Annotated in this window: 24 protein-coding genes; 14 read left to right on the top strand and 10 right to left on the bottom strand. The window is 70.9% G+C overall.

Features of this window, described 5'->3' with window-relative positions; genetic code table 11:
- Positions 1 to 162 precede the first annotated feature (162 nt).
- The gene (locus IEY86_RS02360; protein ID WP_189129781.1) at positions 163 to 378 is read left to right on the top strand and encodes a hypothetical protein; all 216 of its coding nucleotides are present in this window, start codon (positions 163 to 165) and stop codon (positions 376 to 378) included.
- Positions 379 to 664: 286 nt separating this feature from the next.
- Complete coding sequence (locus IEY86_RS02355; RefSeq protein WP_189129780.1) at positions 665 to 1,183, top strand: SixA phosphatase family protein; 519 nt, start codon at positions 665 to 667, stop codon at positions 1,181 to 1,183.
- Positions 1,184 to 1,321: 138 nt separating this feature from the next.
- Here the strand turns inward: IEY86_RS02355 and serB are convergent, their stop codons facing one another.
- Positions 1,322 to 2,539, bottom strand: coding sequence for a phosphoserine phosphatase SerB (gene serB, locus IEY86_RS02350; protein ID WP_189129779.1), 1,218 nt, complete (start codon positions 2,537 to 2,539; stop codon positions 1,322 to 1,324).
- 106 nt (positions 2,540 to 2,645) lie between these two features.
- Positions 2,646 to 4,394: a streptophobe family protein gene (locus IEY86_RS02345; protein WP_189129778.1), complete on the bottom strand. Its 1,749-nt coding sequence runs from the start codon at positions 4,392 to 4,394 to the stop codon at positions 2,646 to 2,648.
- Between the two features lie 174 nt (positions 4,395 to 4,568).
- On the opposite strand from IEY86_RS02345, the gene IEY86_RS02340 reads away from it, so the two are divergent.
- Positions 4,569 to 7,145: an FHA domain-containing protein gene (locus IEY86_RS02340; protein ID WP_189129777.1), complete on the top strand. Its 2,577-nt coding sequence runs from the start codon at positions 4,569 to 4,571 to the stop codon at positions 7,143 to 7,145.
- A gap of 135 nt (positions 7,146 to 7,280) precedes the next feature.
- On the opposite strand, the gene IEY86_RS02335 is transcribed toward IEY86_RS02340, so the two are convergent.
- From IEY86_RS02335 to IEY86_RS02325, 3 genes are all read right to left on the bottom strand, one after another.
- Positions 7,281 to 7,682: an aggregation-promoting factor C-terminal-like domain-containing protein gene (locus IEY86_RS02335; protein ID WP_189129776.1), complete on the bottom strand. Its 402-nt coding sequence runs from the start codon at positions 7,680 to 7,682 to the stop codon at positions 7,281 to 7,283.
- Between the two features lie 347 nt (positions 7,683 to 8,029).
- Positions 8,030 to 9,253, bottom strand: a complete 1,224-nt coding sequence (locus IEY86_RS02330) for an S-adenosylmethionine:tRNA ribosyltransferase-isomerase (RefSeq protein WP_373286946.1) — start codon at positions 9,251 to 9,253, stop codon at positions 8,030 to 8,032.
- Positions 9,254 to 9,279: 26 nt separating this feature from the next.
- Entirely contained in the window at positions 9,280 to 9,978 is a 699-nt protein-coding gene (locus tag IEY86_RS02325; RefSeq protein ID WP_189129775.1) for an SDR family NAD(P)-dependent oxidoreductase, read from the bottom strand.
- 212 nt (positions 9,979 to 10,190) lie between these two features.
- Between IEY86_RS02325 and IEY86_RS02320 the strand changes: the two genes are divergently transcribed.
- The 3 genes from IEY86_RS02320 to IEY86_RS02310 all read left to right on the top strand — a co-directional run bounded on the left by IEY86_RS02320 (position 10,191) and on the right by IEY86_RS02310 (position 12,720).
- Positions 10,191 to 11,366 carry a GAF domain-containing sensor histidine kinase gene (locus tag IEY86_RS02320; protein ID WP_189129774.1) on the top strand — a complete coding sequence of 392 codons (1,176 nt, stop codon included), beginning with the start codon at positions 10,191 to 10,193 and terminating at the stop codon, positions 11,364 to 11,366.
- Positions 11,359 to 12,015, top strand: a complete 657-nt coding sequence (locus IEY86_RS02315) for a response regulator (protein ID WP_189129773.1) — start codon at positions 11,359 to 11,361, stop codon at positions 12,013 to 12,015. The genes IEY86_RS02320 and IEY86_RS02315 overlap by 8 nt, the downstream gene beginning before the upstream one ends.
- Positions 12,016 to 12,420: 405 nt before the next feature.
- On the top strand, positions 12,421 to 12,720 hold the full coding sequence (locus IEY86_RS02310) for a chaplin (protein WP_189129772.1): 300 nt from the start codon (positions 12,421 to 12,423) through the stop codon (positions 12,718 to 12,720).
- A gap of 127 nt (positions 12,721 to 12,847) precedes the next feature.
- On the opposite strand, the gene IEY86_RS02305 is transcribed toward IEY86_RS02310, so the two are convergent.
- Positions 12,848 to 13,675 (bottom strand): Rv1486c family protein, encoded by an 828-nt coding sequence (locus tag IEY86_RS02305; protein ID WP_189129771.1) that lies wholly within the window; start codon positions 13,673 to 13,675, stop codon positions 12,848 to 12,850.
- A 185-nt stretch (positions 13,676 to 13,860) separates the two neighbouring features.
- On the opposite strand from IEY86_RS02305, the gene IEY86_RS02300 reads away from it, so the two are divergent.
- The 6 genes from IEY86_RS02300 to IEY86_RS02275 all read left to right on the top strand — a co-directional run bounded on the left by IEY86_RS02300 (position 13,861) and on the right by IEY86_RS02275 (position 19,620).
- Positions 13,861 to 14,652, top strand: coding sequence for an ABC transporter ATP-binding protein (locus IEY86_RS02300; protein ID WP_189129770.1), 792 nt, complete (start codon positions 13,861 to 13,863; stop codon positions 14,650 to 14,652).
- Between the two features lie 85 nt (positions 14,653 to 14,737).
- Positions 14,738 to 15,157 carry an NfeD family protein gene (locus IEY86_RS02295; protein WP_229698098.1) on the top strand — a complete coding sequence of 140 codons (420 nt, stop codon included), beginning with the start codon at positions 14,738 to 14,740 and terminating at the stop codon, positions 15,155 to 15,157.
- A gap of 15 nt (positions 15,158 to 15,172) precedes the next feature.
- The gene (locus tag IEY86_RS02290) at positions 15,173 to 16,180 is read left to right on the top strand and encodes an SPFH domain-containing protein (RefSeq protein WP_189129769.1); all 1,008 of its coding nucleotides are present in this window, start codon (positions 15,173 to 15,175) and stop codon (positions 16,178 to 16,180) included.
- A gap of 173 nt (positions 16,181 to 16,353) precedes the next feature.
- Positions 16,354 to 17,121, top strand: coding sequence for a sulfite exporter TauE/SafE family protein (locus tag IEY86_RS02285; RefSeq protein WP_189130035.1), 768 nt, complete (start codon positions 16,354 to 16,356; stop codon positions 17,119 to 17,121).
- Positions 17,122 to 17,133: 12 nt separating this feature from the next.
- Positions 17,134 to 17,427: a 4a-hydroxytetrahydrobiopterin dehydratase gene (locus tag IEY86_RS02280; RefSeq protein ID WP_189129768.1), complete on the top strand. Its 294-nt coding sequence runs from the start codon at positions 17,134 to 17,136 to the stop codon at positions 17,425 to 17,427.
- Between the two features lie 288 nt (positions 17,428 to 17,715).
- Complete coding sequence (locus IEY86_RS02275; protein WP_189129767.1) at positions 17,716 to 19,620, top strand: outer membrane protein assembly factor BamB family protein; 1,905 nt, start codon at positions 17,716 to 17,718, stop codon at positions 19,618 to 19,620.
- On the opposite strand, the gene IEY86_RS37460 is transcribed toward IEY86_RS02275, so the two are convergent.
- The 4 genes from IEY86_RS37460 to IEY86_RS02260 all read right to left on the bottom strand — a co-directional run bounded on the left by IEY86_RS37460 (position 19,605) and on the right by IEY86_RS02260 (position 22,189).
- Complete coding sequence (locus IEY86_RS37460) at positions 19,605 to 19,727, bottom strand: hypothetical protein (RefSeq protein ID WP_265803559.1); 123 nt, start codon at positions 19,725 to 19,727, stop codon at positions 19,605 to 19,607. The genes IEY86_RS02275 and IEY86_RS37460 overlap by 16 nt on opposite strands.
- A gap of 119 nt (positions 19,728 to 19,846) precedes the next feature.
- Positions 19,847 to 20,350, bottom strand: coding sequence for an HNH endonuclease (locus IEY86_RS02270; RefSeq protein ID WP_189129766.1), 504 nt, complete (start codon positions 20,348 to 20,350; stop codon positions 19,847 to 19,849).
- A 333-nt stretch (positions 20,351 to 20,683) separates the two neighbouring features.
- Positions 20,684 to 21,217, bottom strand: coding sequence for a YbhB/YbcL family Raf kinase inhibitor-like protein (locus IEY86_RS02265; protein ID WP_189129765.1), 534 nt, complete (start codon positions 21,215 to 21,217; stop codon positions 20,684 to 20,686).
- A 189-nt stretch (positions 21,218 to 21,406) separates the two neighbouring features.
- A complete protein-coding gene (locus IEY86_RS02260) occupies positions 21,407 to 22,189 on the bottom strand; it encodes a sporulation protein (protein ID WP_189129764.1) in 783 nt (260 codons plus the stop codon).
- A 152-nt stretch (positions 22,190 to 22,341) separates the two neighbouring features.
- Here IEY86_RS02260 and IEY86_RS02255 point away from each other — a divergent pair, with 152 nt between their 5' ends.
- Entirely contained in the window at positions 22,342 to 23,118 is a 777-nt protein-coding gene (locus IEY86_RS02255; RefSeq protein WP_189129763.1) for a DNA-3-methyladenine glycosylase, read from the top strand.
- 96 nt (positions 23,119 to 23,214) lie between these two features.
- A complete protein-coding gene (gene tyrS / locus IEY86_RS02250; RefSeq protein WP_189129762.1) occupies positions 23,215 to 24,480 on the top strand; it encodes a tyrosine--tRNA ligase in 1,266 nt (421 codons plus the stop codon).
- Positions 24,481 to 24,937: the final 457 nt, after the last annotated feature.

The following is a 24,937-nucleotide window of genomic DNA, read 5'->3' as shown; positions in this document are numbered from 1 at the left end:
GGTGGGGTTAACCCCACCATGGATATGGGGGGTAGGTCAGGGGTAACTGGGTGGCTCGCCCGGTGGGTTGGGGACGTCGGTCGCCGTAGCGTCGAAGCACGCCGGAACGACCGGTGGAGCCCACACCGGCCCCGTCCGAAGCCCACCCCAAAGGGAGCAGCCATGTCGCCCCGTCAGCAGTACGCCCAAGCGTCGCGCCCCAGGCAGCAGACGAGGGTGCGCTGGTGGGCCGTCGCCCTGCCGCTCGCCGTGTTCACCACGCTGTTCTGCCTGCTGGCCTCGCCCGCGCAGGCCGGGGAGCGGCACTACTCGCCGTATCCGGGCCTCCAGCGCATAGAGAAGGTCCTCCCGCAGGTCCTGATCAGCCTTTTCGGCTAGGGCTGTCTCAAGGGTCTTGTCGGACGGGTCTCGTCGGATGGGTCTTGTCGGACGGCGAGCGGCGGTTGGCGCCCGGTCGGCAAGGCGCCGAGCCGTCCTCCCGGCCGTCCTCGGGGCGCTTCCTGCCTGTCGGCGGGCAAGGAGGGCGGGTCTTCTGGGACGGTCCGGCGACGCCGCCAGGCGGGGTGCCGGGCGTCGCGAGCCCCGCAGTGACCCATAGGACAGGCCCGGAGGTACTCCTCCAGGGGCCGCGCCGCTTCGCAGGTTTTCTGGAAAGCTGATGGGTATGAGCGCCGAAACGCCCCGCAGGATCGTTCTTCTCCGGCATGCCAAGGCCGACTGGCCGTCCGTCCCCGATCATGAGCGGCCGCTCGCCGAGCGCGGCCGCAGGGACGCACCCGCCGCCGGACGCTGGCTCGCCGGGACCGGTATCGAACCCGACCTCGCCCTGTGCTCGACCTCCGTACGCACCCGTGAGACCTGGAAGCTGGTCGTCCACGAGCTCGAGCACAGACCCAGGACCGTCTACGAGGAGCGGCTGTACGAGGCGAGTCTCGGCGACCTGCTCGCCCTGCTGGCCGAACAGGACGACGACGTGACGGATCTCGTCGTGGTGGGCCACAACCCCGGCATGCACGCCCTCGCCGACGCGCTCGCGGGCGAGGCCGACGGTGACACGGTGGTCAGGATGCGCCGTCAGGGATTCCCGACCTCCGCCGCGGCCGTGATCACCTTCACCGGCTCCTGGAAATCCGTCGAGCACGGTGCCGGACGGCTGACGACCTTCTGGGCGCCGCACGACTGACCGGGACGCGTACGGAGCCGGACGCGTACGGAGAAGCGCACGAGGGGCCCCGCGGGGCCCCTCGTGGTCTTTCCGTGGTCTTTCCGTGGTCCTGCGGGGGGATACGGGCTCAGGGACGGGGCTGCTCGGGGAGGGGGCTCAGGACCCGTCCGCCAGGTCCGCGGCCTCGACCTCTTCCCGGGTGATCCCCAGCAGATAGAGGACCGTGTCCAGGAAGGGGACATTGACCGCCGTGTGCGCCGCCTCGCGCACCACCGGCTTGGCGTTGAAGGCGACCCCCAGCCCCGCCGCGTTGAGCATGTCCAGATCGTTGGCCCCGTCACCGATCGCGACGGTCTGCGACAGCGGCACCCCGGCCTCCTGCGCGAACCTGGCCAGTATCCGCGCCTTGCCCGCCCGGTCCACGACCTCGCCGATGACCCGGCCGGTCAGCTTCCCGTCCACGACCTCGAGCGTGTTCGCCGCCGCGAAGTCCAGTCCCAGCCGGTCCTTGAGGTCGTCGGTCACCTGGGTGAAGCCACCCGAGACCACACCGACCAGATAGCCGAGCCTCTTGAGCGTACGGATGAGTGTGCGGGCCCCCGGGGTCAGCCGGACCTCCGCCCGGACCTTGTCCACCACACTCGCGTCGAGTCCGCCCAGCAGCGTCACCCGGGCATGCAGCGACTGCTCGAAATCCAGTTCCCCGCGCATCGCCGCCGCGGTGACCTCGGCGACGCGGTCCTCGCAGCCCGCGTGGGCGGCGAACAGCTCGATCACCTCGTCCTGGATCAAGGTGGAGTCCACGTCCATCACGACCAGGCGCTGCGCCCTGCGGTGCAGACCCGCGCTGACCACGGCGACATCGACCCCGCGTTTGGCGGCCTCGGCGGCGAGCGCGCTGCGCAGGGGCTCGGTGGCGACACCGGAGACGGCGAACTCCACCGCGGTCACCGGGTACTTCGCCAGCCGGAAGATACGGTCGATATTGCCGCCGACCTCGGCTATACGGGCGGCTATGGCGGCCGTGGACTCCGAGGTCAGGGGGTGGCCGAGGACGGTGACGTGCGAGCGTCCCTCGGCACGCGGCCGGTTGTCGCCGACACCGGAGAGGATCTCCGCCTGGAGCTTCATCGACTCCGCCCAGCGGTGCACGGTGGCGCGCAGCTCCCCCTCGGTGGCCGTGCCCTCGGCGGGCACCGTGACCAGCGCGCACAGCACCAGCCGGCCCCGCGTGACCACCTGCTCGATGTCGACCACGTCGAGGTCGAACTCCGCCAGGGTGTCGAACAGGCCGGCCGTGATACCTGGACGGTCCTTGCCGAAGATCTTGACGAGCAGGGTGGGGAATTCCGCTCGAGCGGTGGAATCGTTCATGGTAGGCCCCACGTTAGCGGGCGTGACTCGGACCGGCGCCGAGCGTCCCGGTGGGCGGACACTTGTACCGGTACCTTTCACCTGGTCTTCAACCGGAAGCCGCCCCTCAGCGGTCCCGAGGCCGCCGTACGTCCGGAAGGGTGGGGGAGTCGTTCCTCGCGGGCGGCTCTGCCGCGCCCTCACTGCGGCCTTGGTCCCCGCCCTGACTCCGGCCGTGGTCCGGTGGCTGCGTGGAGCCCCGGTCGTCCCGGTAGGGATTGTGCTCGGGCCCTTCGGGACGGTACGGAGGCCGGGGGTTGTAGGGCCCCGGCTGCTGGGCCTGCGCGGCCGCCTCCCCGGCTGCCGCCCCGTGCCAGGGTGACCTCTGCCCGGCTGCCGCCCCCTGCCCGGGTCTCGCCTGAGCCGACGCCGCCGGGGCCGCCCCTCCTCCCACCTGCCCGGCCCGCATCTGCGCGGCCGCCTGCCCGGCAGGCGCCTTCGCGGCCGCCGTCTGCCCCGCCCAATCCTCCCCGGCTCGTTCACGCCCGCGTCCGGCGCCCGCGGCTGCGAACATCAGTGCCCCGGCGAACCCCGCCGCGGCCCCCCACACCGCACCCAGCGCCACCGCCGTCACCGCGTCCCCGTTGAGCTTCAGACCCGCACCGACCGCGTCGATCCCGAAGACCGACACATTCGCGTCCACCGATACCCCGGTCACCCGCACCAGCAGGGGCAGGGCCACCGCCGTGGCCACCCCCAGCCGTACCGCCGCCGACGCGGCCAGGCGCAGTGTCCCCGGTCGGCCGCCCTGCGGGAGCGGCGCATTCGCCGCGTTGAGCACGCCGGCGGTCAGCATCATCAGCACCACGGCCACGGGGAGGAGCCACACCCTCCCGTCCAGCTCCGCGAGACGGCTCAAGGTGATCTGCCGCCCGCCCGGATGGCCGTTCAGCAGCCGGTCCACCGGTGCGGGCAGGAATTGTGCGAGGGGCCCCGAGACGGAGCCGTCCCACGGGACGAACAGCCCCAGCGGCACCGCCAGCCAGGCACCGTTGGGCGCCCCGAGCAGGACGCCTCCGGTGATCCTCCCCGGCTCGTCGCCGGTGGCCGCCGCGTAGAGCCCCGCCGCCGCGCCCGCGAGCGCCGCCATCAGCAGGACCCTCACCAGCGCGGACGCCGCGGGCCGGACGGCGCGCGAGACGAATTCCCAGCCGCGAGGCAGCGCGGTGCGGCGCGACGCGACCAGCGCGATCACCACCACCGCGAGCACCCACACCAGTCCCCGCAGGAGCGTGGCACCGGTATTGACGTGGAAGCCCACGGAGGAATGGGACTTCACCAAATCCTCGAGCCCGTCGCCGAAGTCGCCCAGGTCACCGAGATCGCCGAGATCCCCCGAGCCGCCGATTCCGGGGATGCCGTCCAGCAGACCTCCGCCCCCGCCCCCGCCTTTGCCTCCTGCGCCGCCCAGCGCCGAGCCGTCGATGGAGACCGTGTCGTGCCCGGCCCACGCCAGACCGCCGAGCACCGCGACGAACAGCGCCGCCGTGCTCACCACCCGCGCGACCAGCTCACCGACGGCCACCGGGCCCGTGCGCAGCGGACGCAGGAACACCCACGCCAGCAGGAGCGCCCCGACCAGGCTCACCCCCAGCGGCATGATGCCGATGCCGCCCTGCGCCCCGGCCGGTGACATCCCGAAGACGGACATGTCTCCCGACGGGCTCACCGAGCCCCCGGCCGCCATCGCGACGACCGCCGCCGTCATCGGGCCCAATGAGCCCGCCGTGTCCGCCCCCAGCAGGTGCAGCCCGAGCGCCGCGACACCCGCCATCGCCAGAAACGCCCAACTCACCGCGGCCACCGCGGAGAGCACGACGCTTCCCCATCTCAGCCGTGAACCCCCATACCCGCCCATCCCGCCCCCCGAGTGCAATGCGCCGAAGTTGTCGGAACCGCCCGAAACCAGTCTCCCCCCAACCCGGCCTCCCGTTCCCGCGAAGAGCCTGGAATAGTTCCACCCGATGTTCAGCATCCCTAGACTCCCCTCATGGGGGATCTTTCGGGGGACAACTATGTGGGGCATGGAGTGCCGGAACTCGTACTTGAATTGAACGGACAGACCTGGACACTTGACCCGTCCAGGCCCTTTGTGATCGGCCGTGATCCGCAGGCGGACGTGGTGATCAACGACTCCCGGGTCTCCTGGCGCCACGCGAGCATCGGGTGGAACGGCCACAGCTGGGTCATCGACGACCAGGGCAGCACCAATGGCACGTACTCCCAGGGCCGGCGCGTCAACCAGGCGCCGGTCGGCCCGGGTTCGGCGATCCACCTCGGCAACGGGACCGACGGTCCGCGGCTGAACTTCAGCGCCGCGCGCGCCGATGTCTACAGCGCGCCCACGGCCATGGCCCCGGGCGTCGGCCCCGGCTACGCGCCGCCGCAGGCCCCGCCCCAGCAGCCGCCCTTCCAGCCGCCGCAACAGCCGCCGTTCCAGCCGCCCCAGCAGCAGCCGCCCTTCCAGCCGCCGCAGGTTCCGCACCAGCAGTCCCCGGGCCCGGGTGTGCCGCAGCGTCAGCCGCAGGGCGGCGGCGCGCCGTCCCCGCTGGGCAGCCGGGCGGAACCGACCATGATCCGCAACCTCACCACGAGGACCACCCGCATCGGCCGTGCGCTCGACAACGAACTGGTCGTCGCCGACCTCCAGGTCTCGCGCTACCACGCGGAGTTCCGGACCACCGCCGACGGCCGCTACGAGATCGTCGACCTGGGCAGCCACAACGGCACCTACGTCAACGGCCAGCCGATCCAGCGTCACCTGCTGCGGCCCGAGGACATCGTCGGTGTCGGCCACTCCACGTTCCGCCTCGTCGGCGACCGCCTCGAGGAGTTCGTCGACACCGGAGCGGTCTCCTTCTCCTCGCGCCGCCTGACCGTCAAGGTCAAGCACGGCAACGGCGAGAAGATCCTGCTGAACAACGTCAGCTTCGGTGTTCCCGAGAAGTCGCTCATCGGCGTCATCGGCCCCTCCGGGTCCGGCAAGTCCACGCTCCTGCGCGCGCTCACCGGCTACCGGCCGGCGGACGAGGGCGACGTCCTCTACGACAACCGCAATCTGTACAAGCAGTTCGCCGAGCTGCGCCAGCGCATAGGCCTGGTCCCGCAGGACGACATCCTGCACGCCCAGCTCACCGTGCGCACCGCGCTGCGCTACGCGGCCAAGCTCCGCTTCCCCGGTGACACCGAGGCCGCCGAGCGCAACCGCCGCGTCGAGGAGGTGCTGGGCGAGCTCAAGCTCGACATCCACGCCGACAAGCGCATCACCTCCCTCTCCGGTGGCCAGCGCAAGCGCGTCTCCGTCGCGCTGGAGCTCCTCACCAAGCCGTCGCTGATCTTCCTGGACGAGCCGACCTCCGGCCTCGACCCGGGGATGGACCGTGACGTCATGCAGTTGCTGCGCGGCCTCGCGGACGACGGCCGCACCGTGCTCGTGGTGACCCACTCGGTCGCCGAGCTGGCACTGTGCGACCGGCTTCTCGTGATGGCCCCCGGTGGCTCGGTGGCCTACTTCGGTCCGCCGAACGAGGCGCTGGAGTTCTTCGGGTACGGGACCTGGGCGGATGTCTTCCAGGCGTTCGAGACCTACCGGGACCACGACTGGGGCGGCCGCTGGCACGGCTCCATGCACTACCAGAAGTACGCCGCCGACATCGACGCCGTGGCGCCGCAGTCGGTGCCCGTCCAGCCCACCCAGAGCCGGCCGCCGAAGCCGCAGAGCTGGGGCTCCCAGCTGTGGACGCTCATCCGGCGCTATGTGTCGGTGATCGCCTCCGACCGGGGCTTCATCGCCCTGATGGTCATTCTGCCCGCGATCCTCGGCTTCGTGAGCACCTTGATCCCGTCCGACTTCGGCCTGGGCCCGCCCAAGCCGCCGTCCCGGTTCAACGCGGACTCGGGCACCATCCTGCTCATCCTCGCCATCGGCGCCTGCTTCTCCGGAGCGGCGAACTCGGTGCGTGAGCTGATCAAGGAACGGGTGATCTACGAACGCGAACGCGCGACCGGGCTGTCCAGGTCGGCGTACCTGATGTCGAAGGTGATCGTCCTGGGCCTGATCACCGGCCTTCAGGGCATCATCATCTGCGCCATCGGCTTCTTCCCGCGCGACCTGCCCGCGGAGGGCCTGCTCGCGAAGAACCCGACCATCGAGATGACGCTGGTCATCATGCTCCTGGGCTTCACCTCGATGATGTTCGGCCTGGTCATCTCCTCGCTGGTCAAGACCGCCGAGAAGACCATGCCTCTGCTGGTGCTCTTCGCCATCGTCCAGGTCGTCTTCACCGGCATCCTGTTCCGGTTGTTCAGCAGCCCCGGTGTCGAGCAGGTCGCGTGGCTGATGCCCTCGCGCTGGGCCATCGCCGCCGAGGGCACCACGGTCGACCTGGGCAGGCTCATGGGTCCGCAGGACAAGTCGAACCCGACGGCGACCGACCCGCTGTGGGACCACGCGGCGAGCCAGTGGGTGTTCGACTCCGCCGTGCTGCTCCTGCTCGGTGTCATCTGCGGGTTCATCGTGGTCCGGCTGCTGCGCCGCCACGAGCCCGAGGTCATGCGCCAGAGCTGACCGGCCCCCGTGCGAGGACCACCCCGCGCAGGACCGGGTGGGCGAACGCCGAGGCGGCGGCCTCNGGCGGCCTCCCTCGCGAGGGCGGCCGCCGCCTCGGCGTATGTGTGCCCTGGCCGGCTCGGCTGCGCCGGCTCAGTACCAGTGGTGGTTCTGCCAGAAGGACCAGGCGCCGCACGGGCTGCCGTAGCGGTCCTCCATGTAGTCGACGCCCCACTTGATCTGGGTGGCCGGGTTGGTCTTCCAGTCCGAGCCGGCCGAGGCCATCTTGCTCGCGGGAAGCGCCTGAACCAGGCCGTAGGAACCGCTCGAGGGGTTGGTGGCGGTGTGGTCCCAGCCGCTCTCGTGCTCGACGATGTGGCTGAAGCACTGGTACTGGGCGTCGTTGTGGATCATCTTCTTGGCGATCGCCTGGGAACCACCCGCGGCCTGTGCGCCGGGGGCCAGGGCCATCAGCCCGGCCGCGGCAGCGGCGACGGCGACGCCGGTAACGGCGGTCTTGCGGGCGGACACTCGCTTGATCGTCAGAGACGGCATACTGATTGAACTCTTTCCGCTGGGGGAGTCGCAGTGACCGTGAGCGCCTGGCGACGTACGCGCCATCTGCGCGTTTCACACCACTGGGGGGCTCGCGGGGCGGTTCGGATCGGCCGTTCCGCTTGCGACTCACACAGTTGTAGCCATCGGTTCCGAGGCGGTGCAATCACCCCATTTACTAGCCCCGGCCGTACTCAAGGCAGAGGGTCCCGAAGTGCCTCGGGACCTTCCGGGCCCCCAGTTCCCGGGCCGGAAAGTCGCCGTCGGCCCCGTGGGACGGCAGAAGGTCCCGCGCAGTTCCGAGGAACTACGCGGGACCGTAGTGGACCAAAGTCCTATGGGGCAGGTCACAGTCCGGGGCACTGCGCGTGGTCGCCCCGACGCTCACCGTCGACGATCTGCGGGGGATTTGTCTGGTTCGTTCCTGCTTCCCAGGGCAGTAGGAGAGTGCTGTCCCCGAACTCGTGCCAGAGGTAGCCCCGCTCCACCGCCTGCCCGTACACCTCGGCCAGCAGCCGGGGGCCGGCCACCGCCTCGAGCATCAGCAGATGTGACGCCTCCGGCTCGTGCAGGCCCGTGAGAAGGCCGTCCACCACCCGCACCCCGCGCTCCGGGGTGATCACCAGGTCGGTCCAGCCGTCCGCCGCGGTCAGCAGGCCGTCCGGCCCCGCGGCGGACTCCAGCGCGCGCACCGCCGTCGTCCCCACGGCCACGACCCTGCCCCCGCCCGCCGGGCCGGCGCCGCCACCTCGGCCGACGGGCCGCCCCCATCCGCCCGCCCCGGCCCGCCGGACGGCGTTGACCAGCAGGGCCGTGCTCGCCGGGACCCGGAACCGCTCCGGAAAGGGAGGCTCGTGCGCCTCCGCCGACGCCACCCCCGTGTGCAGCGTGACCGGCGCCACATGCACCCCCCGGCTCACCAGTTCCGTCACCATGGCCGGGGTGAACGGCCGCGCGGCACTCGGCATCTCCGCCGAGCCCAGCCCGTCCGGTGACGGCGCCTCGAACACCGTGCCGTACGCGGACAGCGGCTGGTCCCGCTCCGTGTAGCCGTACCGGATCGGCCTGCCGTGCCGGTACAGGTGGGCCACCACGTCCGGCATCGACGCCGCCGCCACCCACAGCCGGTCCCCGCGCGGGCTCAGCGGCCGTACGATCACCAGCCGCCCCCCGCCCGCCAGCTCCACCAGCGCCCCCGCGGGGCCGCCCGGCCTCGGCAGCGTCGACCCCCTGCCGTCCGGCCTGCGCAGCTCCACCGCCCAGCGGCCGTCGTCCTGCCGGGTGGAGAAGTGCACCACCACGGGAACGCCCTCCACCGTCCCGTCCACGGCCGCGGGCAGCGTCTTCGAGGTATTGACCACCAGCACATCGCCGGCCCGCAGCAGCGACGGCAGATCCGCGAAGACGTGGTGCGACACCTCCCCCCCGCCCCTGCGGCCCACCAACAGCCGCACCGCGTCCCGGCCGGCCCCGCGCTGCTCCGCGGGCACCCGAGCCGACAGCTCGGGCGGCACCCTCAGCGCGGCCCCGGAACCCGAGGGGCCGCGCGTGCCCACTCCCGGCTTCCCCACCTGCGACTTCTCCGGCAGGGCAGGTCTCACGACGCCGCCCCCGCCAGCAGCGCGGGCGCCGAGTAGCGGCCGCTCGCCGCACCGCGGTCGAGCAGGTCCAGGAAGGCGGGCACCACCTGCTCCGGCACAGGCCGATCGGAGAGGTCGTCGTCCGGGCAGGCCGCCGCGTAGAGAGCGGTGCGCATGTCACCCGGGTCCACCCACCACACCCGCAGATCCGGCTCCTCCTCGGCCAGCACCGCCGACAGCTGCTCCAGCGCCGCCTTCGACGAGCCGTACCCTCCCCACGTGGGGTACGCCTCGACGGCGGCGTCGGAGCTGATGTTCAGCACCGTGCCGCGGGAGTCCCGCAGGAGCGGCAGCGCCTGCTGGACGAGGCCGAGCGGCGCCACCACATTGGTCTCCAGCGCCTCACGCAGACCGATCAGCGGCAGGTGCTCCAGGCGGACCAGCGGCTCGGCCCCCAGCGCGCTCGCGTTGTTCACCAGCAGATCGAGCCCGCCCAGGTCCCAGGCGGCGCAGACCAGCGCGACACGGTGCGCGTCGTCGGCCACGTCCCCGGCGATCGCCGTCACCCGTGTGCGCTTGCGCAGCTTCCCCGCCACCTCCTCCAGCGCGTCAGCCCCGCGGGCGGTGAGGACCAGCCCCCACCCCCGCTGCGCCAGCGCCTCGGCCAGTGCCAGGCCGAGCCCCCTCGACGCCCCCGTGATGATCGCGACAGACATGTCAGCCCACACCCTCGTACTCGTTGCCCGTGTCTCTACGACGTTCGTGCCTCTTCGACGTCGATGCGGCTCCCACGCTAGGAATCAACGGATCCCGCGGCGTCGGCCACGGGACGCAGCGGACCAGGGCAGATGGGCCTAGGCCCCGGGGACCAGGCCCCACGAGCCCTCGGCCCGATGCCCCGGCGAGCGAGCACGGGTACCGTGACCGCATGTCCACCTCACGGCCCCGGCCCAGGACCGGGATCGAGGCGGTCAGCGCCGCCGTGCTGGCGATGAGCCGGCATCTGGAGGTCCGCGACGTCCTCCAGACGATCGTCTCCTCGGCCAGGGACCTGCTCGGCGCCGAGTACGCGGCCCTGGGCGTGCCCGACGACCACGGCGGCTTCGCCCAGTTCGTGGTGGACGGCATCAGCGACGAGCAGTGGAAGGCCATCGGCCCGCTGCCGCGCCAGCACGGCATCCTCGCGGTGATGCTGCACGACGCCACACCCCAGCGCCTCGCAGACGTCCGCCTGGACCCCCGCTTCGAGGGCTGGCCGCACACCCACCCCGAGATGTCCGACTTCCTCGGTGTGCCCGTCCTCGACGGGGACGAGGTGCTGGGCGCGCTCTTCCTGGCCAACAAGAAGGGCTCGCCGGAGGGGACCGGCTGCGCGGGCGCCGACGGCCAGTGCGCCTTCACGGAGGAGGACGAGGCGCTGCTGCGCACCCTCGCCGACCACGCCGCCATCGCCCTGACCAATGCCCGCCTCTACGAGCGCAGCCGAGAGCTCACCATCGCGGGGGAGCGGGCCCGTATCGCCCATGAACTGCACGACGCCGTCTCGCAGAAGCTGTTCTCCCTGAGGCTGACCGCTCAGGCCGCGTCGGCCCTCGTCGACCGGGACCCCGCCCGCGCCAAGGCCGAACTGGCCCAGGTCGCCTTCCTGGCCGCCGAGGCCGCCGACGAACTGAGGGCCGTGGTCGTCGAGCTGCGCCCCGCCGCCCTCGACGAGGACGGACTCGTCGCCACCCTGCGCACTCAGGCGGAAGTCCTCAACCGCGCCCACGCCGCCCGGGTCACCTTCGACTCGGACAAGGTCCGCGCCCTGCCCGCGGGGCAGGAGGAAGCCGTCCTGAGGGTCGCCCAGGAGGCCCTGCACAACGCCCTGCGGCACGCCCACGCCACCACCGTCTCCCTCAGCCTCAACGGGCGGGGCAACGGCGCGGTGCTGCGGGTCGCCGACGACGGCAAGGGCTTCGACCCAGCGGCGGTGCGCCGTGCCGGCCGCCACCTGGGAATGGTCTCCATGCGCGACCGGGCGGCCGGCGCCGGGGGCACCCTGCGCGTGGAGTCAGCGCCGGGGCGGGGCACAGTGATCGAGATGGAGGTTCCCGGTGGCTGAACAGGAGACCCGCGAGAAGATCCGGGTCCTGCTCGTCGACGACCACCAGGTGGTCCGGCGGGGCCTGCGCACCTTCCTCGAGGTGCAGAACGACATCGAGGTCGTCGGTGAGGCCTGCGACGGTGCCGAGGGCATCGAGGCGGCCGACGCCCTGCGCCCCGATGTGATCCTGCTGGATGTGCACATGCCCGGCATGGACGGCGTGGAGGCGCTGCGGACGATGCGGGAGCGGGGCAGCACCGCCCGGGTCCTGGTCGTCACCAGTTTCACCGAGACCCGCTCGGTCGTCCCGGCCCTGCGGGCGGGGGCGACGGGCTACCTCTACAAGGACGTCGACCCCGACGCGCTCGCGGGAGCGATCCGCTCCGTGCACGCCGGCCATGTCCTCCTCCAGCCGGAGGTCGCCCAGGCCCTGCTGTCCGCCGAGGGCGCCGCACCGGCGCAGGGCCGCGGCGGCGCGCTCACCGAGCGCGAGCGGGAAGTGCTCGCCCTCATAGCGGACGGCCGCTCCAACCGCGAGATCGCGCGCGCCCTGGTGCTGTCGGAGAAGACCGTCAAGACGCATGTGTCCAACATCCTGATGAAGCTGGACCTCGCCGACCGGACCCAGGCCGCCCTGTGGGCCGTGCGCCACGACATGGCCGACTGACGGACCGCACCCGACGGCGACATCCACCGGCGACATCCACCGGCGACACCCACCGGCGACACACACCCGCCGCGTTCACCCACCGCGCCCTGCGGGGCCCTGCCGACCCTGCCCGGGGCCCTCCACAGCTCGGCCGACGCTTCGTCGGGCGGGGTCGCACCGGCAGCCGTTGCACCGGAGGGCCCATGCTGCCTGCCCCCGTAAGGGTGGTTGCGGCCGACCACGCCCACACCCCGTCCCACCTGCTGTTTTCTCCCTCGACACGCCCACGTTGGCGACCTCGCGGCCGATTGCGCCGAACGGACGGACCTGTGTCGAAACTCGTTGCTGCCGGGTTAGTGATCGCGTTGTCACGCGTGTGAGCCCGCGGTCGCCGCGGGAACACCTCAACAGGAGGAAACACCCATGTTCTCTGTGAAGAAGACGGCGCTGTGCCTGGCCACGGCCGGCCTCGCCGTGCTGGCGAGCTCGGGCGCCGCGTTCGCCGACGCCGAGGCCGAGGGCTTCGCCGCCAACTCGCCCGGCTTCCTGTCGGGCAACAACGTCCAGATCCCGATCAACATCCCGATCAACGTGTGCGGCAACGACCTCGGCGTCGGGAACCTGCTCAGCCCGACCTTCGGCACCACCTGCATCAACGCCGACATCGAGAACACCGAGGTGGAGCACGAGGACCACCACGGCGAGCACCACAACGACCACTGACGAGTTCTCTCGGCAGCCGAAGGCCCCGCGGACCCACACCGGTCCCGGGGCCTTCCCCGTGCCGCCGTGGGGGCGGCGTCGCCTGCCCGAGCGCACCCCGCCTCCGGGGCCGAAGCCGTCCGGCGCTCTACCGCCGCCAGGCCTTCTCGGGGGTGTCCGGCTGGTCGACGAAGGCGTTGTACGCGGCCACCTGCGCCCGCCGCGCGGTCCGCTCCAGCGGACGCAGCGCCCCCGCCCGCGCCGCGATCTGCGAAGCGCTCACCGCCCCGCCGTGCTCCATGCCCTCCCCGCCGCTGTGCCGCCCGGCCGCGATGTCCACCAGAGCGCCCACCCGCTGCGCCAGTTCCAGCACCCGCACCGCCCTGGGGGGATAGCCGGGAGCCAGCACCGAGCGCGTGCGCCGGGTCCGGTAGGCGTCCAGCGCAGCCTGAGCGCCCGGCCCCGAACCCGCCACGTCGAGCTGGGTCAGCACCTCGGTCGCGTCGCGCAGCGCCTCGTTCAGCTCCCGCTCGGCCTCGCTCAGCGACGGAACGTCCGCCGGAGGCGCCTCGCGCACCGGAAGGCAGCGCCAGACCACCGCGGTGCTCCGCTCGTCGCCGGACCCGATCTCCGTCACCTCGGGCACCAGTCCCAGGGGTGGACCGCCGACCGTCAGCACCGCTTCCCCCGCGTCGAGGGCCAGTTCGTTGAAGCCCGCGGGCCCGGTGAGCCCCAGGGGATGCCCGGCCACCGGCAGCGCGATCCGCAGCCCCCGTACCCCCAGCGCCCGCAGCCGCCCCAGGCCCCAGGTCAGGGTCACCAGCGCCTCGGGCTCCTCCTCGTCCGGCAGCCCGGCCAGGCGATGGCCCCCGTCCCTGCCGGTCACTTTCTGCGCCGCGTCGTCGGGCGGAACCAGCCCGGCGATCAATGCGTTTCCCCAAGCGGCGAGCCGCCCCGACCGAGGTTCCTCAAGCATGGCCCCAGCCTAGGGCCTGTCCTGTGGAGCACTCCCGGGCGCGGGCCGGTGGGCCTGAGGGCTGGCCGAGGAAGGGGCCCGCCGAGCGGTGGCGTAGGTTTTGCTAGGCGTGGTCCCGAGCGCGCTCCTACAGGCGCCGGCCGCGTACCCGAGACGACCGCACTGCATGGGGAGACAACGGGCACATGAGTGACGTGCTGGAGCTGGTGGACGTATCCGTGGTCCGCAATGGCCGCGCGCTGGTGGACCAGGTCTCCTGGGCGGTCGCCGAGGGGGAGCGGTGGGTGATCCTCGGCCCCAACGGCGCCGGCAAGACCACCTTGCTCAACATCGCCTCCAGCTACCTCTTCCCCACCAGCGGCACCGCCGTGATCCTCGGCGAGAAGCTGGGCGGCGTGGACGTGTTCGAGCTGCGCCCGCGCATCGGCATGGCCGGTGTCGCCATGGCCGACAAGATGCCGCGCCGCCAGACGGTCCTGGAGACCGTCCTCACCGCGGCCTACGGCATGACCGCGCACTGGCACGAGAGTTACGACGAGACCGACGAGGCCCGCGCCCGGGTCATCCTCGACCGGCTGGGCATGGCCGACTTCGCCGACCGCGCCTTCGGCACCCTCTCCGAGGGAGAGCGCAAGCGCACCCTCATCGCCCGCGCCATCATGATCGACCCCGAACTGCTGCTCCTCGACGAGCCCGCCGCCGGTCTCGACCTCGGCGGCCGCGAGGACCTGGTGCGGCGCCTCGGCCGTCTCGCGCGCGACCCGATCGCCCCTTCGATGATCATGGTGACCCACCATGTCGAGGAGATCGCCCCGGGCTTCACCCACGTTCTGATGATCCGCCAGGGCAAGGTCGTCGCCTCCGGGCCGATCGAGCTCGAACTGACCTCGCGCAACCTTTCGTTGTGCTTCGGACTGCCCCTCGTGGTCGAGCACGAGAACGACCGATGGACCGCCAGAGGGCTCCCGTTGAAGTAAAACCAGCCACTTTGGTGATCCATCTTGTCCTAAGACCTGATCGAACCCCTCGTACTGAGTGCCGTGCCACGCCTACGATGAGTGCGTGGACGGATGGATCTGGTGGTTGATAGCCGCCGTAGGCCTGGGTATTCCGCTGGTCATCACCGCGGTACCCGAGTTCGGGATGTTCGCCGTCGGCGCCTTCGCGGGCGCCATCGTCGCCGCGGTCGGGGGCGGCATCGTGAGCCAGGTGCTCGTGTTCGCCGTTGTCTCCGTCGCCCTCGTGGCGGTGGTGCGCCCGATCGCACGCAAGAGGCAGCGCCCGCAGGAGCGCACCGGTATCGATGCCCTCCGCGGCCGCCAAGCCGTCGTCCTCGAACGGGTCGACGGCGGCGGAGGCGGCCGCATCAAGCTCGCGGGCGAGGTCTGGTCGGCACGGGCCCTGGACTCCGGCCAGGTATTCGAGGCCGGTCAACAGGTCGACGTGGTGGAGATCGACGGTGCCACAGCCGTCGTCGTGTAAAGGGAGAATGACCACGTGCAGCCCATCATCATCGTCCTCATCATCCTGGTCGTGCTGGTCTTCATCGCACTGATCAAGACCGTCCAGGTGATCCCTCAGGCAAGCGCCGCGATCGTCGAGCGCTTCGGCCGCTACACGCGCACACTCAACGCGGGCCTCAACATCGTGGTGCCGTTCATCGACACCATCCGCAACCGCATCGACCTGCGCGAGCAGGTCGTTCCGTTCCCGCCGCAGCCGGTGATCACCCAGGACAACCTGGTCGTGAACATCGACACCGTCATCTACTACCAGGTCACCGACGCCCGGGCCGCAACCTACGAAGTCGCCAGCTACATCCAGGCGATCGAGCAGCTCACCGTCACCACGCTGCGCAACATCATCGGCGGCATGGACCTGGAGCGCACCCTCACCTCCCGTGAGGAGATCAACGCGGCCCTGCGCGGAGTCCTCGACGAGGCCACCGGCAAGTGGGGCATCCGCGTCAACCGCGTTGAGCTCAAGGCGATCGAGCCCCCGACCTCCATCCAGGACTCGATGGAGAAGCAGATGCGCGCCGACCGTGACAAGCGCGCCGCCATCCTCACCGCCGAGGGCATCAAGCAGTCCCAGATCCTCACCGCCGAGGGTGAGAAGCAGTCCGCCGTCCTGCGCGCGGAAGGTGAGGCCAAGGCCGCGGCCCTGCGCGCGGAGGGTGAGGCCCAGGCCATCAGCACCGTCTTCCAGTCGATCCACGACGGTGACCCGGACCAGAAGCTGCTGGCCTACCAGTACCTCCAGATGCTCCCGAAGATCGCCGAGGGAGACGCCAACAAGCTCTGGATCATCCCCAGCGAGCTCAATGAGGCACTCAAGGGCCTCGGCGGAGCGCTCGGCAACATCGGCTCGCAGCCCAAGCCCCCGAACGGGAACGGAGGCGGCCGCCCGGTGACCGGCCCCGTACCGGGCTCCGGTTCGGGCCCCTCGGGGGACGCCAAGCCCCTGCCGTCCCGCCGTGAGAACCCGCTCTTCGGCGAGGACTGACAGCGGGACCGAAGGCGAGGTGACAGCGCGGGCGGGGACGACCGACGGACCCGCCCGGCACCGGGAAGCGCACGGTCCACGTGTCCCATGGGCCGGCCGCGCTCCGCAGCCCGCCGCCCCTTCCGGCATGATCGGTGCCAGTGGCAACGATCGCAGCGACCGGAAGGGGCAGTGTGACGATCTGGGAAGGGCTCGCGGTCTTCGTCGCGGGCATCGGAGCGGGCACGATCAACACCATCGTCGGTTCCGGCACGCTGATCACCTTCCCCGTACTCCTGGCTGTCGGGCTGCCCCCGATCACGGCCAATGTCTCCAACACCCTCGGCCTCGTGCCGGGATCCCTCAGCGGTGCCATCGGCTACCGCCGCGAGCTCAAGGGGCAGCGCCCCCGGCTCATCCGGCTGGGCCTGGCCTCCCTCGTCGGAGGCCTCGTCGGGGCTTGGCTGCTGCTGCGGCTGCCGTCGGCGGCATTCGACGCCATCGTCCCCGTGCTCATCGGTCTGGCGCTCGTCCTGGTCGTCCTCCAGCCCAGGCTCGCCCGCGCCGTCGCCGCACGCCGGGAGAACAACGACGCCCCATCCCCCGCCCACGGAGGCGCCCTCCTCACCGCCGGGGTCACCCTCTCCGGCGTCTACGGCGGCTACTTCGGCGCCGCCCAGGGCGTGCTTCTCCTGGCCATGATGGGCACCCTGCTCAATGACGACCTCCAGCGGATCAACGCCGTCAAGAACATCCTCGCGCTCATCGTCAACTCCGTGGCGGCGCTGTTCTTCCTGTTCGTCGCCGACTTCGACTGGACCGCCGTCGTCCTCATCGCCTCGGGCGCCGTCATCGGCGGCCAGGTCGGTGCGAAGGTCGGCCGGCGCCTGCCCCCGACCGCGCTGCGAGGGGTGATCGTCGTCGTCGGCCTGCTTGCCATCGCGAAACTCGTCTTCGGCTGAGAGCCTGGGCATATGGCGAGAAGACTGAGCGACAACGAGATCGGTCGGCACCTCACCCGGCTGAGCGGCTGGACCCGCGACGGCGACTCCCTGCGGCGCACCGTGGAAGCGCGTGACTTCCCCACGGCCATCGCGATCGTCGACGACGTCGCGGCCGAGGCCGAGAAGATGAACCACCACCCCGACATCGACATCCGCTGGCGCACCCTGCACTTCACGCTGAGCACCCACTCGGAGGGCGGCATCACCGAACTCGACATCCAACTCGCCGCGTTCATCGACGAGACGGCCGCGGCCGGCGGCTGAGCCATTGCCGCGCTCAGCGTCCACGGGAGAACTCAGGCCGTTCCCACAGGTCGGCACCGGGTGATCCGATGTCCCCCCACGCCGTCCTCCACCCGGTGATCCGGCCCATTCGCCCTGGCAACCCGGACAAACGGAACGCCGGCCACCGAGCTGCGTTGCGTTCATGTCACCGTTTGGCCCCTGCCCCCCGACCCCTGGTTTCTCCGGTCTTCATGCTCGCTACCATGCGGGAGTTCGAGTGAGAAGGCCGCAAGCGGCCGCATGACGGGGATGGAAACGGACGGGGACATGGCCGACGAACCACAAGGCAGCAGCGGGCAGAACCAGCAGCCCGACCCTCACTACGCCCCGACCCAGGCGTGGCAGGGACCCAGTACCCCGCCGCCTCCTCCGCCCCCGCCCGGCCGGCCGGCTCAGCCGCCCCAGCCCCCGCAGCAGCAGCCGCCCGCCGACAACCAGCACTACGCGCCCACCCAGGCCTGGCAGGGACCGGGAACCCCGCCCCCGCCCCCGCCGCCGGGGCAGCCGCAGCCGGGTTACGGCTACCCGCAGCCGCAGACCCCTCCCGTCCCGCCGCAGCAGCAGCCCCCGGCGGGCTTCGGGCAGCCGCAGGGCGGGTACGGCTATCCGCAGCAGCCGCCCCAGCCGAACCCCTACGGCCAGCAGCCGCAGGGCAACTACGGCTATCCGCAGCAGCCTCAGCCCGGTGCCTACGGCTACCCCCAGCAGACGCCCTACCCCCAGCAGCCCAACTACCCGATGCCGCCCCGGCCGGGCGGCGGCCGCAACAAGAACGGCGTGATAGCCGCGGTCATCGGCGGAGTCGTCGCGCTGGCCCTGATCATCGTCGGCGCCGTGTACCTCACCAACGGTGACGACAACGGCGGCGACTCCGCCGACGGGGGCAGCAGCTCCAGCGGGGGCAACGGCGGCAACGACGGCAAGGACAAGGGCCCCTCGGACGGCCTCTCACTGGCGTCGCGTCAGCTCCAGATCGGCCCCGAGCGCACCGCCCTGTGGAAGGTGGCCGCCGACCCCAACGCCAGCACCGCCGACACCAGCGAACTGGTGGGCACCTGGTTCTCGGGCAACAACGTCGTCGTGGGCGACGAGAAGGACATCACCGCCTACGACCTCAAGACCGGGAACAAGGCCTGGACGGCCGAGGCCCCCGAGTCCGACGCGAAGCCGTGCTACATGTCCCGCACGGTGACCCAGGACGGGCTCGCCGCCGTGCTGTACCGCAAGGCGACCGCCAACTCCATCGCGCCGTGCACCCTGCTGACCGTGCTGGACCTCAAGACCGGTCGGCCCAAGTGGTACGAGACGCTCTCCGTCGGCAATTCCTCGTTCGCCGGCAACAAGGGCAGCGTCGCGATCGACGGCAAGGGCAACCGCGTCTTCGCCATCATGGCGGACACCGTCTACTCGTACTCCCTCGACACCCACAGGAAGAACTGGTCGGCCGGTGGCAAGAGCGGCTGCACGGTCAACGGTATGGCCTCCCCGGACGCGATCGTCGTCTCGCAGTCGTGCTTCGACACCGGCCGCACGATCATCCACTCGCTCGACCTCGACAACGGCTCGGGCAAGACGCTCTGGAGCCACAAGACCGAGGGTGACGCGACCACCAAGGTCAATGTGCTCTCCACGTCCCCGGCAGTGGCCATGGTCAACCCGGGCAGCGCCGCCGCCCGCGGCTACGTCGTCAAGATGAGCAGCAATGGCGACCCCGGCCCCAAGATCCAGCTGACGCAGTCCTTCGGCAACCTCTCCGACGGCAGCAGCCTGACCAACACGATGCCCCGGTACCGGTTCAACGGGGACACGATGATCGCCACCGTCGGCAGCGGGCTCGCGGGCAAGGCCACCACGGTCGCCGCCTTCGACCTGTCCTCGGGCTCCCTGAAGTGGAACCAGAAGCTCGGCACCTCGCAGAAGGGCATCCAGGCGCTGGATGTCGCCTCCAACGGTGATGTGACCGCGATCCTCGAGGGCGGCTACTCCGACCAGGGCCAGTTCCTCAAGCTGTCCGGCTCCTCCGGCACCGCGACCAAGGGCGGCAAGTTCCCGTCGACCGCCATCACCTCGCTCGACTACAACTGGATGGTGACCAAGGGCGATCTGGTCCTCGTCATCCAGGCGTTCAACTCCAAGTACACCCCGCGCGTCGTCGCCTACGGCCCGAAGTAGGTCCCGCCGACAGGTCCCTCGGGCAGGTCCTCGGGCACGTCCTCGGGCACGTCCTCGGGCACGTCCTCGGGCAGGTCCATGGGCAGGCCCGCACGGTCCTGACGCACCTGGAACGCACAAGGCGAAGGCCCGCCTCCCACTCGAGCTCAAGCTCAAGGGGAGGCGGGCCTTTTGCCGTTCAGGCCGTTCGTTCACCGGCCGCTCAGGCCGCCGTTCATCCGCTCGTTCAGGCCGTCACCGCGAGCCAGCTGTTCAGCTCCTCACGCCCGGCCAGCCCCAGCGCCAGCACCAGCGCGTCCGCCGGAGTCGGCTCGAACGGCTGGGTCAGCAGCCGCATCCCCGCCTGCTCAGGGGTACGGTCCGCCTTGCGCTGGTTGTCCGCCGCGCACGCCGCCACCGTGTTGAGCCACGAGTCCGCGCCACCGCGCGAACGAGGCACCAGGTGGTCCACCGTCGTGGCCCTGCGGCCGCAGTAGGCGCACCGGTGCCGGTCCCTCACCAGCACTCCCCGCCGCGACCACGCCGCCCGTTGTCGGAACGGCACCCGTACATACCGGCAGAGCCTGATCACCTGCGGCACCGCGAGCTCCACGTCCTGCGCGCGCACCCGCAGCCCCGGGTGCTCCTGCTCGACCACGGCCTTGTCCTGGAGCACCAGCACCACCGCACGCTTGAGCGACACCGTCGCCAGCGGCTCGAAGCTCGCATTCAGCACCAGCGTGTCACGCATCCCGCCCACCTCCGTGGCCCGCCCCGCCCATTGGCGAGGTGGCACCACTGTGCCCAGGCAGGAGTCATACAACAACGCAATTTTTGACAGGCCGTCAAAAAAGAAAAGGCCGAACGCTCCGGGCGCCCTCCCCCGTGAGAGGCGCCCGGAGCATACGGCAGTCGGCGCGGACGCCCCGGTGGGAACCAGGATTCCGGCAGCGGTCCACGGAGCGCTCGAAGACGTCCCCTGCCGCCCCGCCCGTGCGGTACCGACTGCCCGACGCTTCGAAACGAATCGAAGTGCCGGACGACACCACTGTGCGGCCAGGGGACGGCGGCCCGCAACGGCTTTTCAGCCCTCGCTGGCGTACTCCGAGATCACCCGGGCCCGAGCGAGCGTGTGAAAGCGCAAGTTGAAGCCCACCGCGGCCGGCGAGGCATCCTCGTCGGGCCCGAGGTGGTCGGTGTCCACCGCGTACACCGTGAACACATAGCGGTGCGCCCGGTCCCCGGGCGGCGGCGCCGCCCCGCAGAACTCCCGCGTCCCGTTGTCGTTGCGCACATGCTTGGCGCCCTCGGGCAGCCCCTTGAAGTCGCCCGAGCCCGCTCCCGTGGGCAGCTCGGTCACCGACGCCGGAATGTCGAACAGGGACCAGTGCCAGAACCCGCTGCCCGTGGGCGCGTCCGGGTCGAAGCAGGTGACGGCGAAGCTCCTGGTCTCCTCCGGGAAGCCCTCCCACCGCAGATGCGGCGAGGTGTTGCCCTTCGCGTGCACGTGCGCGTCGGGCAGCACCCCGCCCGGCGTGAGGTCGTCGCTGGCCACGGTGAACGACGGGACCTCGGGGTGGAAATCGTGGGGGAGCGGAGGCCTCTTCGGCTCAGTCACGGTCAATCCTCTCGAAGCTCGAAGGCGGATCGATCACTCACCGGCCACCCTAGTCCCGCACCGCCCCCGCCCGGCACGCACACGAGGCCCACAGCGCGGGGTGAGAGCCCCGTACACGCACGAGGGCGCGGCCGGCACCGGCCGCGCCCCCTCCCGCCGTCCAAGCCCTTCGAGCCCCGCGAGAAACGGTCAGAACCAGTTGCGGCGACCGCCGACCTCGGCCAGCCACTGGTTGAGGTAGCCGGCCCAGTCCGTGCCCTGGAACGCGTTCAGCTGCACCGTGAACGACCGGTAGGAGTCGCTGCCCTCGGAGAACAGACCCGGCTTCTTGTCCATCTCCAGCACGACGTCCATCTCGTGCCCGTCGGCCACGAACGTCACCTCGACCTCGTTGAGCCCCCGGTACTGCGACGGAGCCGAGAACTCGACCTCCTGGTAGAACGGCAGCCGCTGGCGGGTCCCGCGCACGTGCCCGCGCTCGAGGTCCGCGGCCTTGAAGCGGAAGCCGAGCTGCGCGAAGGCGTCCAGGATCGCCGTCTGCGCCGGCATCGGGTGCACATTGATCGGGTCCAGGTCACCGGAGTCCAGCGCTCGGGCGATCTGCAGCTCCGTCGTGACGCCCACGTTCATCCCGTGCAGGTGATGCCCGCCGAACATCGTGATCGGGGTCTCCCAGGGGATCTCCAGACCGAACGGCACCGCGAACACCTGGCCCGGCTGCACCTCGAAGGCACCACCGATCTGCTCCTTGTGGAACTCGATGTTCTGCTTGAACTCCTCGTCGCCGGACTCGACCTCGACCCGGGCCTGGAGACCGACCGACAGCCCCTCGATCTGCTGCGCGACCTTGCCGCCCTCGACCCGCACCTCGCCCTGGACCACGCCGCCCGGGACCACGTTCGGCTCCGTCAGGACCGTCTCCACCGACGCGCCACCGGCGCCCATGCTCGCAAGCAGCTTCTTGAAGCCCACGTTCGTTCCTCTCGATCTGGTCGATCTGGTCGATCCGGTTGTGACCCATGGGAACGCTGACGATCCCACCGCGGTTCCGTGTACCACCCTGGCAATACCAGGGCCGATTGGCCATGCCGGGGCTGTCACACCTTTGCATTAGCCTCGCCCTCATGCCCCACCAGCCCCACCCCTCCTACCGCTGCGCGCTCGACCGCTCCTTCTTCGACCGCCCCGTGCTCGAAGCCGCCCCCGACCTCCTCGGCCGTGTCCTCGTGCACACCGGCCCGGAGGGCACGATCGAGCTGCGGCTCACCGAAGTGGAGGCCTACGCCGGCCTCCAGGACCCCGGCTCGCACGCCTTCCGGGGCCGCACGGAGCGGAACGCGGTGATGTTCGGTCCCCCGGGCCACGCCTATGTGTACTTCACCTATGGCATGTGGCACTGCCTGAATCTGGTGTGCGGGCCCGAAGACACCCCATCGGCTGTCCTGCTGCGGGCGGGAGAGATCATCGTCGGTGCCGATCTGGCCCGTACCCGCCGCGCAGGCGCCCGCAAGGACAGCGAGCTGGCCCAGGGGCCGGCCAGGCTGGCCACCGCCCTCGGCGTCGACCGCGCGCACAACGGCGCCGACGTCTGCCCGGCCTCCGGCTGTTCCTCCGCTGCCTCCTCCTGTTCCTCCGCTGCCTCCGGCTGTTCCTCCGCTGCCTCCGGCTGTTCCTCCGCTGCCTCCGGCTGTTCCTCCGCTGCCTCCGGCAGCGAGCCCGCCTTCCGCATCCTGCACGGCACACCCCCCGCCCCCGGCACCGTCCGCAGTGGCCCCCGCACGGGCGTCGGCGGCGACGGAGCGGCGGCCCCCTGGCGCTTCTGGATCGACGCAGATCCGACCGTCAGCCCCTACCGGGCCCACGTCCCGCGCCGCAGGAACGGGACCTCGACCGCCCGGTGACCTCCAGGTGACCGCAACCCGGCGGCGCGGACCGCGTACTCTCGGACACGCTGGCGGTGCACCGGCCGCCGCCCGGACGAAGGAGAAACGAGACCCGTGACGGACATCGTCGACGAGCTGCGGTGGCGAGGGCTGCTCGCCCTGTCCACCGACGAGGACGCCCTGCGCAAGGCCCTCGCGGACGGCCCCGTCACTGTCTATTGCGGGTTCGACCCGACGGCGCCCAGTCTGCACATCGGCAACCTCGTGCAGATCCTCACCATCCGCCGGTTCCAGCAGGCCGGCCACCGCCCGCTCGGCCTGGTCGGCGGTGCCACCGGGCTCATCGGCGACCCCAAGCCCAACTCGGAGCGGACGCTCAACGACCCCGAGACCGTCGCGAACTGGGTGGAGCGCGTGCGCGCCCAGATCGAGCCGTTCCTGTCCTTCGAGGGCCCGAACGCCGCCGCCATGGTCAACAACCTCGACTGGACGTCGGGCATGTCGGCCATCGAGTTCCTGCGCGACATCGGCAAGTACTTCCGGGTCAACAAGATGATCGCCAAGGAGGCGGTCGCCCGCAGACTCAACTCCGACGTGGGCATCAGCTACACGGAGTTCAGCTACCAGATCCTTCAGGGCATGGACTTCCTGGAGCTCTACCGCCGCTACGGCTGCACCCTCCAGACCGGCGGCAGCGACCAGTGGGGCAACCTCACCGCGGGCATCGACCTCATCCACCGCGTCGAGGGCGTCTCCGTGCACGCCGTGGCCACCCCGCTGATCACCAAGGCGGACGGCACCAAGTTCGGCAAGACCGAGAGCGGGACCGTCTGGCTCGACCCGGAGTTCACGACGCCCTACGCCTTCTACCAGTTCTGGCTCAACGCGGACGACCGGGACATCCCCACCTTCCTGCGGATCTTCAGCTTCAAGTCCCGTGAGGAGATCGAGGAGCTCGAGCGGTTCACCGTGGAGCGCCCCGCGGCCAGACTGGCCCAGCGGGCGCTGGCCGAGGAGATGACCACCCTCGTCCATGGAGCCGACCAGACCGCCCGGGTCGTCGCCGCGTCGAAGGCGCTTTTCGGCCAGGGGGATCTGTCCGACCTGGATGAGGCCACACTGGCGGCGGCGCTCAGCGAGCTGCCGTACGCCAAGGTGGACCGTCTGGCCCCGGTCGTCGACCTCCTCGCGGAGGTGCGGTTGGTGGCCAGCAAGTCGGCCGCCCGCCGCACCATCAAGGAGGGCGGCGCGTACGTCAACAACGTCAAGGTCGCAGGTGAGGACGTCGTGCCGACGGCGGAGGAGCTACTGCACGGACGCTGGCTCGTCCTGCGCCGCGGCAAGAAGAGCCTCGCCGCGGTGGAGCTGGCCGCCGACTGACCCGGCATCCCCTCGTCACCCGTCGCGCCGCCGGATCCGGCCGGGAGTCGCTACTCCCGGCCGGATCTGCACGTTTGAAGCCTGGACGAGCTTGACTCTGCCTCCCCGCGTCCGTAATGTAGTCCGAGCCGCTTGAGGCGGGACGGCCGGTTTCACCGGATCCTCGCAGGGCGGCACTCACTACAACGAACCCACTCCGAATCTTCGGCCGTGCTTCTGTGCGCGCTGAATTCATTTGGCATGGGCGCGGGGCATGAATTCGCTAGCCGCGAAGGAATGCGCTAACGTAGCGAACACGCCGAGGCCGAAAAAGCCGGAGCAAAAGCATGACCCGGCCGGCCGGGATCGGATTGAGATAAAGATCTGATAAGCTCGGAGAAACAAGAAGGGAAGCGCCCGGAGAGACCGGTGAAAGGGTCTTGAAGGAAGCGTCCGTTCCTTGAGAACTCAACAGCGT

This window comes from Wenjunlia tyrosinilytica, assembly GCF_014646055.1.
Lineage (GTDB): Bacteria > Actinomycetota > Actinomycetes > Streptomycetales > Streptomycetaceae > Wenjunlia > Wenjunlia tyrosinilytica.
This window is presented reverse-complemented; position numbering and strand designations above follow the sequence as displayed.